The following is a 14,721-nucleotide window of genomic DNA, read 5'->3' on the forward strand; positions in this document are numbered from 1 at the left end:
GGACTTATTGCTTAGGTATGAGATTTTATGTACTCCACTACTTGACCTACAGTAGCGATCTTCTCTGCATCTTCATCAGAGATTTCCATATCAAACTCATCTTCCAACTCCATAACCAATTCTACTACATCGAGAGAATCGGCACCAAGGTCATCCTTGAAATTAGCTTCAAGCGTCACTTCCGCCTCATCCACTCCGAGTCGGTCGACGACGATTTTTTTAACGCGATCCAAAATATCGGACATCCGGTTCACCTCCTCCATGGTATTATACTGAACTTAGGGACAAAATGCCATAGCACGTCCCAAGCTTAACAAAAAACAGGAACAGCCTTACATGTACATGCCGCCGTCGACATGAATCGTCTGCCCGGTCAGGTAAGAAGCGTCCTCCGAAGCAAGGTATCTGACGGCCTTGGCGATGTCCTCCGGCTGCCCGAGGCGCGCCAGGGGAATCTGCGTCAGAAGCGCCTGCCGCAGCTCCTCGTTCAGCTTGTCGGTCATGTCCGTCTCGATGAAGCCCGGAGCGACGCAGTTCACGGTAATCCCGCGGGAAGCGAGCTCCTTCGCCGCCGTCTTGGTCATGCCGATCACGCCGGCTTTGGCGGCCACATAGTTCATTTGCCCCGCATTGCCGAGCGCTCCCACCACCGAGGAGATATTGATAATGCGTCCCGAGCGCTGCTTCATCATCGGACGGGTCGCGGCCTTGATGCAGTTGAACACGCCCTTGAGATTCGTCTCAATGACCTGGTCGAACTCCTCTTCCTTCATGCGCATGATCAGGTTGTCGCGGGTGATCCCCGCGTTGTTCACCAGAATATCGATGCGTCCGAAGGTTTCAAGCACCTGCTTGAACATGTCGTCGACTTCCTGCGACTGACCGACGTTCGCCTTGATCTTGACCGCCTTGCGGCCCAGCGCTTCCACGGCCTGCACCGTTTCGGACGCAGCGCCTTCGCTGCCGGCATAGTTCACGACGACGTCGGCTCCCGCCTCTGCCAGTGCGACGGCAATCGCCCGGCCGATCCCGCGCGAAGCGCCGGTGACCAGTGCTACTTTCCCCGTAAGCATAGATTCGTATACCCCTTTCATTGTCGGCAGACCGGCATAAGCATCAGGCCGGGGTTTCCTGCCCGTACTTGTCCAGCGCCTCCAGGCTGTTGATGCTGATAACGGTGACGCTGCGGTCGATCTTCTTGATCAATCCCGCGAGGACGCTGCCGCTCCCAAACTCGATGAACGTATCGACGCCCTGGGCCAGCAGCCAGGCCACACTGTCCTCCCACAGCACGGAGGAGTGTACCTGCTCCACCAGCGCTTCACGGATCGCGCCAGGCTCCGTCAGCGGGCCGGCGTTCACGTTAGCGACAACCGGCACGGAGGCGTCCTGCATTGCAAGGCCTTCGAGCACCTCCGCCAGCTTCGCCGAAGCCGGCTTCATCAGCGACGAATGGAACGGCCCGCTGACCTCCAGCGGGATCACCCGCTTCGCGCCGGCTTCCTTCGCCCGCTCCGCAAGCGCCGCAACGCCCGCAGCACTGCCCGAAACCACGATCTGCCCCGGGCAGTTCAGGTTCGCCAGCTCGACGGGATTCCCGCCTGCGCTGATCTCGATACAGAGCGTCTGCAGCGCTTCGCGCCCGGCGCCGAGCACGGCCGCCATGGCGCCTTCGCCGCTTGGCACCGCCTGGTCCATGAACTGCCCGCGGGCGCGGACGGTTCGGACGGCATCCTCGAAGCCTAGGGACGCCGGCGGCCACCAGGGCGCTGTATTCGCCAAGCGAATGGCCCGCGACGAAGTCCGGACGCACATCATGCCGGCGCCGGAACAGCTCGAGGTAAGCGATCGAGGTGGTGAGCAGCGCAGGCTGCGTGTGATACGTCAGCTTGAGCTCGCTCTCCGGCCCTTCGAAGATCAGGCGGCTGAGGTCATAGCCGAGCGCATGGTCCGCCGCCTCGAACAGGGCTCTCGACGCCGGATCGGCCTCGGCGATATCCCGGCCCATGCCCACAGCCTGGGCCCCCTGGCCCGGAAATACAAAAGCTATTTTGCCCATAGCGTTATCTCTACTCCTTCAGTCGTAAGTTGCAGGGCAGGGCTGCCCTCGTCCTCCCCGTTACCAGATGAGGACGGAGGCCCCCCAGGTCAGACCGCCCCCGAAGCCTACCAGCACGAGGCAGTCGCCTTCCTTCACGCGGCCTTCTTCCACCGCTTCCGCCAAGGCCACCGGAATGGAGGCCGCCGACATGTTCCCGTACTTGTCGAGATTGACCATGCACTTGTCCTCCGACAGCTCAAGACGGTTCAGGGCGGACTGGATGATCCGGATGTTCGCCTGGTGGGGCACCAGCAGATCGATCTCGCTCTTCTCGATCCCCGCCTTGCGCAGCGCTTCTTCGGCTGCGCTGCCCATGATGCGCACGGCGAACTTGAATACGTCGGAGCCGGCCATATAGATGTAGTGGCCCTTGCCCTGGAGCGACTCCGGCGTCGACGGACAGCGGGAGCCGCCGGCCTCCACCTTAAGCAGAGAACCGCCGGAGCCATCCGCTCCCAGCTCGAAGGACTTGAAGCCCCGGCCTTCCGGCACCTGTCCGAGCACTACCGCTCCCGCCCCGTCCCCGAAGAGAATGCAGGTGTTGCGGTCCGTATAATCGGTGATGCGGGAGAGCACTTCGGCTCCCACCACCAAGGCGTATTTGTACATGCCCGTGGCGATGAAGTTCGCCGCATTCGCCAGGCCGTAGATGAAGCCGGAGCAGGCTGCCGAGAGATCGAAAGCCGCCGCCTTCTTCGCCCCCAGCTTGTCCTGCAGGATGCAGGAGGTCGACGGGAACGACATATCCGGCGTCACCGTAGCGACGATGATAAGGTCGATCTCTTCCGGCGTAATGCCGGCCTGGGCGATCGCTTTGAGCGAAGCTTCATACGCCAGGTCGGAGGCCGCCTGCTCGGCGGAAGCAAGCCGGCGTTCGCGGATGCCCGTCCGGGTGACGATCCATTCGTCGTTCGTCTCGACCATCTGCTCGAGCTGTTGATTCGTAAGCACGCGGTCCGGCACATACTTGCCGGAGCCGATAATGCCGACTGGATGTAAATTCATGGGGATTCCCACTCGCTTCCCTTACTGATTTCCACAGAGATGCTGCGGACGAGGTCATTGCTGAGCGCGGTGCGCGCCTGCCGCACCGCATTCTTGAAGGCGGTCGCGTTGGAGGAGCCGTGGCTCTTGAGCACGAGCCCCTCAAGGCCGAGCAGCGGCGCGGCGCCGTGCTCCGTGTAATCCATCTTGCTGCGGAAACGGCCGAGACCGTTCTTCACAAGAGCCGCCGCCAGCTTCGTATACCAGGTGCGCGTGAACTCCGCCTTGAGGACGGAGAAGACCGCCGAAGCGGTGCCCTCCATCGACTTGAGCATGATGTTCCCCGCAAAGCCGTCGCATACGAGCACGTCGCAGGGCTTCTGGAGCACGTCGCGCGACTCCACGTTGCCGACGAAGTCCACTGGTGCCGTCTCCAGCAGCGGGAACGCCGCTTTCGTCACTTCGTTGCCCTTCATCGCTTCCGTCCCTACGTTCAGAAGGCCGACACGGGGCTTCTTCATCCCGTGCACCTTCATCCGGTAGATGCTGCCCATGATGGCGTACTGGACAAGCTGCTGCGCCGTGGCGTCCATGTTGGCGCCGAGATCCAGCGCCAGCACGCCTTCCCCGTCCAGGGTCGGCAGCATCGGGGCCAGTGCCGGCCGTTCGATGCCCTTCATGCGCCCGACCACAAGCAGGCCCGTCGTCATCAGGGCGCCGGTGTTGCCGGCCGAGATCATCGCGCCGACTTCGCCTTCCTTCACCATCCGGCCGGCCACCACCATCGACGAATCCTTCTTGCGCCGGACGGCCTTCACCGGCTCGTCGTCCGCCTCGATGACTTCGGAGGCATGGCGCAGCTCCAGATTCGCCGGCCGTCTGCCCTGCAGCAGCGGCTCGAGCCGGGCGGTATCCCCTACCAGCACGATGACCGTGTCCGGATACTCGGCGGCCGCCGCCAGCGCACCCTCGACACAGGCCCCCGGGGCATGGTCTCCGCCCATTGCATCAATTGCGATCCGCATGATGCTCTCCTCCTTCATGACGGTCCTTGCCCGAATCCTTGCTTGAATGATAGATGGTAAAATGGCCCTGAAACACGACTTCCTCGCCCACGTAGGTGAAGACTTCCACCTTGGCCTTGCCCTTCGAGATGGAACGCACGTAGGCTTTGGCGATGCACTTCTCCTGCAGCTTGACCGAGCGGACAAAACGGATGTCCGCCGCTGCGGTCAGAGCCACCTGGTCGTTGATGAGCGCGACGGCCAGCGAGTTGGCCTGGGCGAAGATATGATGCCCCCGCGCGATCTTCGTCCGGGAGAACACGTGCTCCTCCCGGATTTCAAACATCGATATGCCGCTCTTGTCCAGCTGCAGATCGATCACTTCCCCGATCACCTCGTGAAGGGGCAGCGAGCGGACCTGGTCGTAGGACTGCTCGGCCATCTGCTTCATCCGCTCCCGCAGTTCGGGAATGCCGAGCTCGAGCCGGTCGAGCCGGATCGTCTGGATGGATACCTGAAACAGTTTCGTCAGATCTTCGTCCGTGATGAACGGGTTGTCTTCTATCGCTTTGGCAAGCTGCTGCTGCCGCTGTCGTTTCGGTAGGCGTTCGATCCCGGGCACCACCTTTATATAAGCTTGGATGCGCAATTTCCGCTCTATGTAACGCGTTGTCTCCGCTGGTCTAACACTAAATCTTATGACCAAGTCATAAAAAGTATAATGGATTTTAGTTGAAAATGGAAGGGTTCGCCGGGCAAAAAAAATAGCACTCCGCTAAAGGAAGTACTATCTTTTCGAAACTATAAGAGATTATTGAGTAATGATCTCTCTTTTCTTGTAGTGACCGCAAACCTTGCACACACGGTGAGCCAGTTTCGATTCTCCACAATTGTCACACTTTACCATGCCTGGAACTTCTAATTTAAAGTGAGTCCGGCGCTTGTCACGGCGCGTCTTGGACGTTCTCCTTTGAGGAACTGCCATATTCCCACCTCCTTCAACGAATTCACACCGCCGGTGCAGTGCTCTGTGCTACTCTTGTTTGAAAAAGTCAGCCAGTCCGGCGAGTCTCGGGTCGACCTTGTCCTGCTTGCAGCCGCAAGCCTCGACATTCCGGTCCGTTCCGCAGACGGGACACAGACCCTGGCAATTTTCACTGCATAACGGGACGAACGGCAGCGCGAGCATCACGCTCTCCGCAAGCAAAGGCTTCAGGTCCACCCGGTCCTCGGATATGTAGATGACGGGATCCACTTCCTCGTCGTCGTCCTCCGACTCCTCAGGCTCTTCACCCTTGACGAACGTCTCATGAAAATGCGTGGTCACATGCTGATGCACAGGGGCCAAACAACGGGAACAGGACTGCTCCACATCGATGCGGAGGTCACCGCTGACTTCCGCCGCTCCCTGCCGATCCACAGCTTCCAGCCGCACTTCAAGCGGACCGAACTTCTGCAGGCTGCCGGTTGTCGGCAGTATGCCGGTCAGGTCCTCCGTTCCTTCCAATACGATGGCGCCTTTGGCTGCCACGTCTTTCATATGGAAAAACATGAGTATCACCCCAAACAGACAAAGATTATTATATCGACTGGTGCCGCTCCTTGTCAACATTTTCAGTTGATTTCCGTTTCATGCTATAGTAAATCATCATAGACTCGCCCTCTGCCCCCGCGGAGGAAGCGGCACAAAAGGAGCATTGGAACCATGCGGACGGTGGGCCTGATCGTCGAGTACAACCCGCTGCACAACGGGCATTCTTATCATTACCAACAATCTCTGAAGGTATCGGGAGCGGACGCGGCGGTGTGCGTCATGAGCGGCCATTTTCTCCAGCGCGGCGAACCGGCGCTCGCGGGCAAGTGGGCCCGCGCAGAGATGGCGCTGGCGATGGGCGCCGACCTCGTGCTCGAGCTGCCCGCCGCCTATGCGGCCCAGCCGGCCGAGTGGTTCGGCTACGGCTCCGTCTCGGCCCTTGAGGCGACCGGCGTCGTCGACTCCCTCTGCTTCGGCAGCGAGAGCGGCGACATCGCCTGGCTGGAGCGCGCCGCCGAGGTGCTCGCTTCGGAGCCTCCGCAGCTGCAGGAGGAGCTGCGGCTCGGGCTGAAGGCCGGGCTGCCTTACCCGGCCGCTTACAGCCGGGCGGTCGCCTCGCTCGTGCCCGGCGCAAGCTTCGAGGAGCTCGCGAAGCCGAACAACACGCTGGGACTGCATTATCTCATTGCCCTGCGCAGGCTGGCAAGCCCCATTCGCCCGCTGACCATCGCCCGCACGAAGGCGGACTACCGGCAGGAGGACATTACGGACCGGCGCATTGCCAGCGCGACCGCCATCCGCAAGCTCCTCCTCGAGGGGGGCAGCCTCGACGACACGGCGCCGTATCTGCCTCCCTCCACGCTCGCCATCCTTCAGCGGGAGTACGAGGCCGGACGCTCACCGGTCAGCTGGGAGCGCTTCGCGCAGGGACTGCTGATGAAGCTGGCGACGATGAGCCCGGAAGCGCTCGCGGACTGCCACGAGGTGACCGAGGGGCTTGAGCACCGCATCCGGGCGGCGCTCAGCGAGTGGCAGCCGGTCGCCGGGGAAGGCGCCGTCGCCGCCCTTCTCGAGCGGCTGAAGACGAAGCGCTACACGCGCACGAAGCTGCAGCGGACGCTGCTGCACATTCTGCTCGGGCACTCCAAGGCGATGCTGCGCCCGGAGGTCCTCCGCAGGGGTGTCCCTTACCTGCGGGTGCTGGGCTTCAGCCCGAAGGGGCAGGCGCTGCTCAAGCGGATGAAGAAGACCGCCAGGGTGCCTGTCCTCACCAAGGTGCCTTCCGGCGATGCGCCGCCCCTGCTGGAGCTCGATCTGCGGGCCACCTCCGCTTACGCGCTGGGCTTCGACCGCCCCGATCCCCGCGAGATGTTCCGCGACTACTACCAGGCGCCGGTCCGGCGGGAGGATTCGGAATAAGCGGCGCTGCCGCTCCGGCCCCGGCTCAGTCCACGAGCCTCGTCCAAGCCTGCTTCACGTCCGCCCGGCGTGAAGCGGGCCTGCCGCCGTGCCCGGGCCGCTGCAGCGCGGACTGACCACGAGGAGGGGAGTCCCCCGGCAGCAGCCCCGCCGCTCCCGCAGGGTACAGCCCACGGGCATGCCCCTCCCGAGCGGGCGCTTCCCTCTTTTTACCCCTTTCCCCGCCGGTTCCTTCACCTTGGTTTATCCGCGAAAAAAAGCCGATGCTCCTTCCGAGCATCAGCCTCCGGTCTTGGCCGGCAGCGCCGCCAGATAATCGAGCGCATCCTGCATGGTTCCTACCGGTACGACCTTCATCTCCGTGCCGATCTCCTCGGCCCGCTTCTTGGCCGCGGAGTAATTCTCGATCGTCCTTCCGCCCTCGGTCACATCCTTCGGGGCGAAGAAAAACTCGGCGCCGGCCCGGTCGGCCGCTACCACCTTGTGCTGGATGCCGCCGATGACACCCACCTGGCCCTCCGGATTAATGATACCGGTCCCGGCGATCCGGTACCCCTTGGTGATATCCTCGGGGACCAGCTTGTTGTAAATCTCAAGCGAGAACATCAGCCCCGCGGAAGGGCCTCCGATATCGCCCGCCTGGATCGAGACCTGCTGCGCCTCCGACTCCGCTTTGACGCTCAGCACATCCACCGGCTCCACGCCGAGGCCGATCCGGGCCGGCCCCGTCTCCCCGGACTGCACCGGCAGCGTCTTCAGCGCGATATCCTCCGTCCGCAGAGCGCTGCCGCGCCGGAAGGTGACGGCCGCTTGGTCGCCTTCCTTTTTGCCCGCGAGGGCGCTTCTTACATCCTCATAGGCCTGGATCGGCTTGTTGTCGATCTTCACGAGATAATCCCCGGGCAGCAGCACGTCATGCGCCGGAAACTCGGGATACACCCGCTGCAGCACGACCCCGTCTTTCGAGATCCGGTACGGGATCCCGAGCTTCTTGTAAGCCGCCTGCATGGCATCGGCCTGCGACGTCAGCATGACGACCTCCTGCCGCTGCGAATACTCCTCCTCCGTCTCGCCTTCCTTCAGCAGATCCTGCTTCGGCTGGCGTTCCTGGTAAGGCAGCACGAAGGAGAGCAGGTAGCCCATGAGATTCGCGTTGCTGACCGATACCGTCGTCAGCATGAGTTCGCCCCGGTCCTCGGGCCCCGGCTGGCTCACCTTCACCATCGGGCCAATGACATCGGCACTCCCCGGCTTGAATATATACAAAGGAAGCGGCATGAAATAGATGAAGAAAAGCAGCAGGATCGCCCCGAACACCGAGAATACGATGCGCGACGCCTGCTTGATGTGTCTGGACTCTCCCATGGGAACTCCCTCCGCCCTTCAGGCTTCAAGGTCTGTCTCTCTAGCTATCCTACGCACCGCTGGTCTAAACCATGCGGACAAAGCGTAAACATGTACCATCCGCCGCCGGCCTTGTCATCCTGCGCCCCGGCGCGCCGGCGGACGACAAACCGAAGCTGGAGTGATGCGGATGCACCGCCTGCAAGCCCTCTTGTCGCCGCGGCTGGCCACCCTCTTCCTCGGCATGGCGGCGCTCGCCCTGGTGGCGAGCATTATTGCGTTTCCGGACGGGGCGTTCCAGGCTTCGCTCCAAGGGCTGCACCTTTGGTGGAAGCTCGTCTTCCCGGCTCTGCTCCCGTTCCTGATCGCCACCGAGCTGCTGCGCGGAATGGGCGTGCTGCACGGGCTCGGAGCCCTGCTCGATCCCCTGCTGCGCCTCCTGTTCCGGCTGCCCGGCGCCGCCGGCTGGCCGCTGGCCCTCGGGTTCACGGCAGGCATGCCGGCGGGTGCCTCCGCGGTAGGACCGCTCCGCAAAGACGGCCTGCTGCAGCGGGAAGAAGCCGAACGCCTGTTAGCCGGCTCCCATCTGATGAGCCCCGTCTTCCTCGTGGCTGTCGTCGGAACCGGCTTCCTGCAGAGCCCTTCGGCCGGACTGGCCCTGGCGCTGCTGCATTATGTCTCGGGTGCCCTCGTCATGCTGTGGCACCGGCTGAACTCGCCGTCTTCCGGGGCTGCCTTACCCGGAGGCGCAGCCCGCCGCACAGGTCCCGGCTGGCTTAGACACGCCTGGGAGGCGTATCATGACGCCAAAGCCCGCGACGGCCGAACCTTCGGCAAGCTGCTCGGCGACTCCGTCTCCTCCGGCGTGCAGCAGCTGTTCCTGATCGGCGGCGCCATGATGATGTTCTCGGTGCTTCTCCACGCGCTGAACCTCTCCGGGCTTCCGTCGCTTCTCGCTTCCGCTCTGTCGCTGCTCGGGTTCGCCGCGCCGGAGGCGAAGCACCTGGCATCAGCCCTGCTGGCCGGTGTGCTCGAGCCGCATCTCGGAGCGTATGCGCTGTCCCAGGCGGCGGGCACCACGTCGGCTCCGCTGCCTTATGCGCTGCTCGGCGGGCTGCTCGCCTGGGGCGGCTTCTCCACCCACGCCCAGGTCAAGAGCCTGACCGCCTCCACCGACCTGCGGTATTCGCGGTTTCTGCTCGCCCGGCTGCAGCATGCGGGCATTGCCTTTTTCCTGACCCTCGGGCTGTGGCAGCCGCTGATGAGCCGGCTGCATGCCGAGCGTCCCGCGTTCGCCGACTTCGCTCCCGCCGCCTACGGCTGGTCTCTGGAGCAGGACAGCCTGTGGCCGCTCGTCTCCCCGATGATGCTGCAGTTCGGCACCGCGCTGCTCGTCATGCTCGTCCTGTCCGTCTTCGCGGCCTTCCTCTTCTACCGCGGACAGGACCGCGAATCTCTGTAGCCTGCCGCGGCATGCCTCAGCACTCAGTCGTTCCCGTGCCGTACTTGCCGCGCAGCGCCTGCTCGACTTCCGGCGGTACGAGATCGGATACCGGCCCGTGGAAGCGGGCTATTTCCTTGACGATGCTCGAGCTGAGGTACGAATACTGCGGCGTGGACGTCATAAAGAACGTCTCGATGTCCTCGCACAGCTTCCGGTTCGTGGAAGCCAGCTGCAGCTCGTATTCAAAATCCGATACCGCGCGCAGCCCTCTGACAATGAGGTGCGCGTTTTTTTTCTTCATATAATTAATCAGCAGATCGCGGAACGAATCGATCTCCACATTCGGCAGGTCCCGGGTCACTTCCCGCAGCAGCCCGACCCGCTCCTCCACGGAGAACAGCGGATTCTTGCTCGTATTGTTGAGCACCGCCACCACCAGCTTGTCGAATACCTTCGATGCGCGGTGAATGATATCCAGGTGCCCGTTCGTGACCGGATCGAAGCTGCCCGGATAGACCGCCACTCTGACAAAAGGGACATTGCCCTGATCGCTCGTATGCATATGTATGCTCTCTCCTCTACTCGTTACCGTCCGCCCTCGGGCTCCGGGGCCTGTCCGGTCCGGTGCCTGAAGATCGTGATGGCCGTATCGCCGTACTCGGCCCGCCTCAGCCACTCCAGCGCCCCGGTGTCCCCTTCGAACGCATCCTCCGCATCGTGCTCGATGACCACCTTCGCCCCTTCGGCCAGCAGCCCGCCTTCCTGAAGCTCCGCCAGCAGATCCGGGATCAGCTTCAATCGGTACGGCGGATCCAAAAAGACCAGATCAAACTGCGCCTCCCGCCTGGAAAGCGCTCGCAGGGCGCGCAGGGCGTCGTTGCGGTATACTTCCGCCCGGTCCGTGAATCCTGCCGCCTTCAGATTCTGGTGGATGGTCTCCACCGCTTTCTTATCCGTATCCGTCAGCACGGCCGCTTCCATCCCGCGGCTCAGCGCCTCTATGCTCAGGCCGCCCGTTCCGGCGAACAGATCCAGCACCCGGCCCCCGTCAAAATACGGGCCGATCATGCTGAATACCGCTTCCTTCACCTTGTCCGTGGTCGGCCGGGTCCCCATGCCCGGCACCGCCTTCAGCGGCCGCCCCTTGGCACTGCCCGATATGACTCTCATCCCACAAGCCTTCCTTCCTTAACTGCATCGAATCTAACGCTATCGTACCATAAACGGAATCTCCTGCACAAAAATCAAATTTTTTTTGTCGTCTGCATGTATAACTTTCCTCCTATGGGGCTATCCTGTAATTATCGACATCCGAAAATGTCGTAGACAACCGCGGAGAAGACTTACGTTCCCCATAAGCTCTTCGTCCGGTTTCTCCTCTCCCATGAAAGGGCCTCGTCGTGAGACGGGGCCCGATTTTTTTTGTGCAGTTTCCCGAAACCCTTGATATATAAGGCTTTTATCTTTAGTACACCGCAAAATATAATAACGAATACAGCTTGTTTTTTCTAAATTGTTGGCGACTATTTGGCGACCATAATTTTCAGTTCCCAGGCCTCACGAACCTCCAGAATGAATCCCCAGCTTTTGAAGTTCAATCTCATGGGTATACAAGCCCGCTGCGAAGAAAAGTAAAAAAGCGATAGTTCATTTCGAACTACCGCCTTACATCTCCATATGGTCGCCGTATCCACTCCGAAAACAGCTTGTACTTGGTCAACACACCGCAAACAGAACGCTCACCGCTGCAGCTATAACACTGTGCAGCCGTGTCCAACACAAGCATTGCTTGCAAGAAATCCTTCAGACGAATTGTTACCGCGGAAGGATTCCTACTGCTTTTGCTGCAGCTGTGCTATTTCTAACAAACACTACCGGGTCGCCGACCGATTCCCAGTGAATATACTTAAACTGAACGTTTTGAAACAGCCAGTGATTATGGATAGCTGTTACTTTAATCCCACGTCTACGAAGCTCTGAAACTAACGGGTTGATCTCTCTTTCTAAAATTACGGTTTCTCCCAAATTTAACGTCCGTCCGCGCGCATCGCGGGATTCTACAGATAGGAGGAACGGAATTGTCAAAGGAGATCTGCTCCGACGTCCTAATATTCTCAGATTGAGATTGTTACGGAGCCGCTGAATAACACACGCCCCGTTCGTAATGGATCCTGTTCCACCTGCAATACGGGCTAACCGATTACAAAGCTGTTGGGAGATTACGGCCAATTCGATTACCTCCTAAATAAAGATAAATCATTGTATGAGGTAATCTTTGATATGCGTATTCTTTTGACTATAGTCAAAGCCCGATTTCTAGATAGAGACAGCATACCATAATTGTAAATTTGAATGTTTACAGGTCTCGACCTACATCAATTCATGCCGGATGTATTGCCCCTTCCCCTTCCGTCATCTCCCCCCTTTTTTGACTCCCAAAACGGCCGGATGATACAATGCTAACAAACAATGCAGCGCCGATGCCGGAAAGGAGGAACGAACTTGTCCCGGTTCCTGACCGAACGCGCACCCGCTCTGCTGGTCGTGCTCATCGCACTCATCATAAGCGCATCACTCCCTCCGCAGCAGTCACTGACGATGCCGCAGCGGGATTATCTGGAGAACTATGGCGTCATTGTCCCCGATGTGCTGCCCGTCAAGCAACCGGTCCCCAAATGGAGAGCGGTTCCGGACACGCCGCCCCTCCCCTATCGGGAAGGGCGCGAAAGACCGGCACAGAAGGCCCTGCCGGTTCTGCTGCTGCTCTTCTTCCGCTGTGACGTGCGTAAACGGCTGCGGGCCCGGGTGCTCTCCCCCCTTAAGTTCACTTCGGTTTATGTGGTGCCATGCCGCCGCCCTTTCGGGGTAAACGGATAAGAGAACATAAATTGAAAGAGGGGGACTGTAACCATGAATGCAACACCACCGTCGAACGCCGCACCCGCTCCGCAAAAGCAGCACCGGAGGCTGACCAAAAGCAAATTTTTCCGCCGCGCGGTCTTCATGACTATGGGCTCCATTTTTATGGCGGTCGGACTTGAAATTTTCCTCGTACCGAACAATATCATCGACGGAGGGATTGTCGGGATCTCGATCATCCTCTCCCACCTATTGAGCCTGCCGCTCGGCCTGTTCCTTGTCCTGCTGAACCTGCCCTTCCTGATCATCGGCTACAAACAGATCGGCAAGACGTTCGCGATCTCGACCTTGTATTCGGTCATCGTGATGTCGATCGGCACTACGCTGCTGCATCCCGTGAAACCGCTGACGATCGACCCGCTGCTTGCGGCCGTCTTCGGCGGGATCATTCTCGGCATCGGCGTCGGTCTGGTCATCCGTTCGGGCGGATCGCTGGACGGGACGGAGATCGTGGCGATTCTGCTCAACAAGAAAACCCCGTTCTCCGTCGGCGAAACCGTGATGTTCTTCAACTTCTTCATCCTGGGCAGCGCCGGGTTCGTCTTCGGCTGGGATCACGCCATGTACTCGCTCATCGCTTATTACATCGCCTTCAAATTGATCGACATCACGATCGAAGGGCTCGACCAGTCCAAATCCGTCTGGATCATCAGCGACCAGCACAAGGAGATCGGCGATGCGGTCACCTTCCGCCTTGGACGGGGTGTCACCTACCTGAGCGGCGAGGGAGCCTTCACGGGCGACGAGAAGAAAGTCATCTTCAGCGTCATTACCCGTCTGGAGGAAGCGAAGCTGAAGTCCATTGTAGACGAGCTTGACCCGAACGCGTTCCTGGCGATCGGCAACATTCACGATGTCAAGGGCGGACGCTTCAAGAAAAAAGACATTCACTAACGATCCTTCCAAGGAATCGCTACAGGAGACCCGAGGCTTATGATTGTCGTCATCATTCTCATCCTTCTGCTGCTGCTCGGCCTCGCCGCCGCCAGCCAGTACTTCTACACCATGGCCATCGCCCGGCGGCCGAAGACGTTCCTCGCAGGGAACCCGGACCTCAAAGATACCCCGGCATCCGACCCGGTCTGGCTCGACGCCCAGCCGCTGCAAGCGTGGGAGCTTCTCTCCGGCGACGGTCTGCGCCTGCGCGGGTACTATCTGCCGGCCCTGCGGGATACCTCGCGGATCGTGCTGCTCGCCCACGGCTACAGCGGAAGCGGCAAGATGCACATGAACGCGCTCGCGAAGCTGTATCATGAGCAGCTCGGCTACCATGTGCTCCTGCCGGACGCGCGCGGCCACGGGGACAGCGAGGGCGCGTACATCGGCTTCGGCTGGCCCGACCGGCGGGACGTGCTGCTGTGGATCGGCGAGCTCATCCGCCGCTTCGGCGGCGAGGCGCAGATCGTGCTCCACGGCGTCTCGATGGGCGGGGCCACCGTCCTGATGACGTCCGGCGAGCCCCTGCCCCCGCAGGTCAAGGCCGTCGTCTCGGACTGTGCCTATACCTCGGTGAAGGACGTACTCTCGTATCAGCTGAGGCGCATGTACAAGCTGCCCTCCTTCCCCTTCATCGGCATGACGTCCCTTGTCACCCGGCTGCGCTCGGGCTACTCCTTCGGCGAAGCCTCGGCGCTGGAGGCGGTGCGCCGGGCCGAGAAGCCGATCCTGTTCATCCACGGCAGCGCGGACACCTTCGTGCCCACATCCATGGTGCACCGGCTGATGGAAGCCTGCCGCGGATACAAGGAGCTCTTCCTCGTGCCGGGCGCCGGTCACGGGATGGCTTATACCGCCGCTCCCGAAGAATATGCCTGGCGGGTCCGCCAGTTCACGGAGCGGTTCGTGCGGGAGACCGCACCCCAGCCGGTCGCGCAGCCCTAAGGTTTGCGGCATGCTTCACGCAGCGGACGCTGCAGCCGCGCAATACAGCCCCGTTCTCCCTTACCGGAGAGCGGGGCTGTTTGCTGCATGT

General features: G+C 60.9%; 16 protein-coding genes and 1 pseudogene. 5 read left to right on the top strand and 12 right to left on the bottom strand.

Annotated elements, in window-relative coordinates; genetic code table 11:
- Nucleotides 1–11: 11 nt before the first annotated feature.
- The 8 genes and pseudogenes from acpP to PM3016_RS25490 form a co-directional block, all read right to left on the bottom strand.
- Entirely contained in the window at nt 12–245 is a 234-nt protein-coding gene (acpP, locus tag PM3016_RS25460) for an acyl carrier protein (RefSeq protein ID WP_013919534.1), read from the bottom strand.
- An 87-nt stretch (nt 246–332) separates the two neighbouring features.
- Nucleotides 333–1,073, bottom strand: coding sequence for a 3-oxoacyl-[acyl-carrier-protein] reductase (fabG, locus tag PM3016_RS25465; protein ID WP_013919535.1), 741 nt, complete (start codon nt 1,071–1,073; stop codon nt 333–335).
- Between the two features lie 43 nt (nt 1,074–1,116).
- Nucleotides 1,117–2,059 (bottom strand): annotated as a pseudogene (gene fabD / locus PM3016_RS25470) (ACP S-malonyltransferase).
- Nucleotides 2,060–2,119: 60 nt separating this feature from the next.
- Nucleotides 2,120–3,106, bottom strand: coding sequence for a beta-ketoacyl-ACP synthase III (locus PM3016_RS25475; RefSeq protein WP_013919537.1), 987 nt, complete (start codon nt 3,104–3,106; stop codon nt 2,120–2,122).
- Nucleotides 3,103–4,110: a phosphate acyltransferase PlsX gene (gene plsX / locus PM3016_RS25480; RefSeq protein ID WP_014371440.1), complete on the bottom strand. Its 1,008-nt coding sequence runs from the start codon at nt 4,108–4,110 to the stop codon at nt 3,103–3,105. Before plsX ends, PM3016_RS25475 begins: the two co-directional genes overlap by 4 nt.
- Entirely contained in the window at nt 4,094–4,738 is a 645-nt protein-coding gene (gene fapR, locus PM3016_RS25485; protein ID WP_014371441.1) for a transcription factor FapR, read from the bottom strand. Before fapR ends, plsX begins: the two co-directional genes overlap by 17 nt.
- Nucleotides 4,739–4,900: 162 nt before the next feature.
- Nucleotides 4,901–5,074 (bottom strand): 50S ribosomal protein L32, encoded by a 174-nt coding sequence (rpmF, locus tag PM3016_RS37575; RefSeq protein WP_014652177.1) that lies wholly within the window; start codon nt 5,072–5,074, stop codon nt 4,901–4,903.
- Nucleotides 5,075–5,122: 48 nt separating this feature from the next.
- Nucleotides 5,123–5,641, bottom strand: a complete 519-nt coding sequence (locus PM3016_RS25490; protein ID WP_013919540.1) for a YceD family protein — start codon at nt 5,639–5,641, stop codon at nt 5,123–5,125.
- Between the two features lie 153 nt (nt 5,642–5,794).
- Between PM3016_RS25490 and PM3016_RS25495 the strand changes: the two genes are divergently transcribed.
- The gene (locus PM3016_RS25495) at nt 5,795–7,042 is read left to right on the top strand and encodes a nucleotidyltransferase (RefSeq protein WP_014371443.1); all 1,248 of its coding nucleotides are present in this window, start codon (nt 5,795–5,797) and stop codon (nt 7,040–7,042) included.
- A 279-nt stretch (nt 7,043–7,321) separates the two neighbouring features.
- Here the strand turns inward: PM3016_RS25495 and PM3016_RS25505 are convergent, their stop codons facing one another.
- Entirely contained in the window at nt 7,322–8,407 is a 1,086-nt protein-coding gene (locus PM3016_RS25505; RefSeq protein WP_014371444.1) for a YlbL family protein, read from the bottom strand.
- A gap of 169 nt (nt 8,408–8,576) precedes the next feature.
- Here PM3016_RS25505 and PM3016_RS25510 point away from each other — a divergent pair, with 169 nt between their 5' ends.
- Nucleotides 8,577–9,848: a nucleoside recognition domain-containing protein gene (locus PM3016_RS25510; protein WP_014371445.1), complete on the top strand. Its 1,272-nt coding sequence runs from the start codon at nt 8,577–8,579 to the stop codon at nt 9,846–9,848.
- Between the two features lie 16 nt (nt 9,849–9,864).
- Here the strand turns inward: PM3016_RS25510 and coaD are convergent, their stop codons facing one another.
- The 3 genes from coaD to PM3016_RS37580 all read right to left on the bottom strand — a co-directional run bounded on the left by coaD (nt 9,865) and on the right by PM3016_RS37580 (nt 12,059).
- Entirely contained in the window at nt 9,865–10,392 is a 528-nt protein-coding gene (gene coaD, locus PM3016_RS25515; protein WP_013919545.1) for a pantetheine-phosphate adenylyltransferase, read from the bottom strand.
- A 23-nt stretch (nt 10,393–10,415) separates the two neighbouring features.
- Nucleotides 10,416–11,000: a 16S rRNA (guanine(966)-N(2))-methyltransferase RsmD gene (gene rsmD / locus PM3016_RS25520; RefSeq protein ID WP_014371446.1), complete on the bottom strand. Its 585-nt coding sequence runs from the start codon at nt 10,998–11,000 to the stop codon at nt 10,416–10,418.
- A gap of 645 nt (nt 11,001–11,645) precedes the next feature.
- Entirely contained in the window at nt 11,646–12,059 is a 414-nt protein-coding gene (locus tag PM3016_RS37580; protein WP_014652181.1) for a DUF1259 domain-containing protein, read from the bottom strand.
- Nucleotides 12,060–12,332: 273 nt separating this feature from the next.
- Here PM3016_RS37580 and PM3016_RS25525 point away from each other — a divergent pair, with 273 nt between their 5' ends.
- The 3 genes from PM3016_RS25525 to PM3016_RS25535 are packed head-to-tail and all read left to right on the top strand — an operon-like array spanning nt 12,333 to nt 14,630.
- Nucleotides 12,333–12,707, top strand: coding sequence for a hypothetical protein (locus PM3016_RS25525; RefSeq protein ID WP_014371447.1), 375 nt, complete (start codon nt 12,333–12,335; stop codon nt 12,705–12,707).
- Nucleotides 12,708–12,740: 33 nt separating this feature from the next.
- A complete protein-coding gene (locus PM3016_RS25530; RefSeq protein ID WP_013919548.1) occupies nt 12,741–13,643 on the top strand; it encodes a YitT family protein in 903 nt (300 codons plus the stop codon).
- 39 nt (nt 13,644–13,682) lie between these two features.
- Nucleotides 13,683–14,630 (top strand): alpha/beta hydrolase, encoded by a 948-nt coding sequence (locus PM3016_RS25535; protein WP_014371448.1) that lies wholly within the window; start codon nt 13,683–13,685, stop codon nt 14,628–14,630.
- The last annotated feature ends 91 nt before the right edge of the window (nt 14,631–14,721 follow it).

Origin of the sequence: Paenibacillus mucilaginosus 3016, from assembly GCF_000250655.1 — a bacterium.
Classification (GTDB): Bacteria; Bacillota; Bacilli; order Paenibacillales; family NBRC-103111; genus Paenibacillus_G; species Paenibacillus_G mucilaginosus.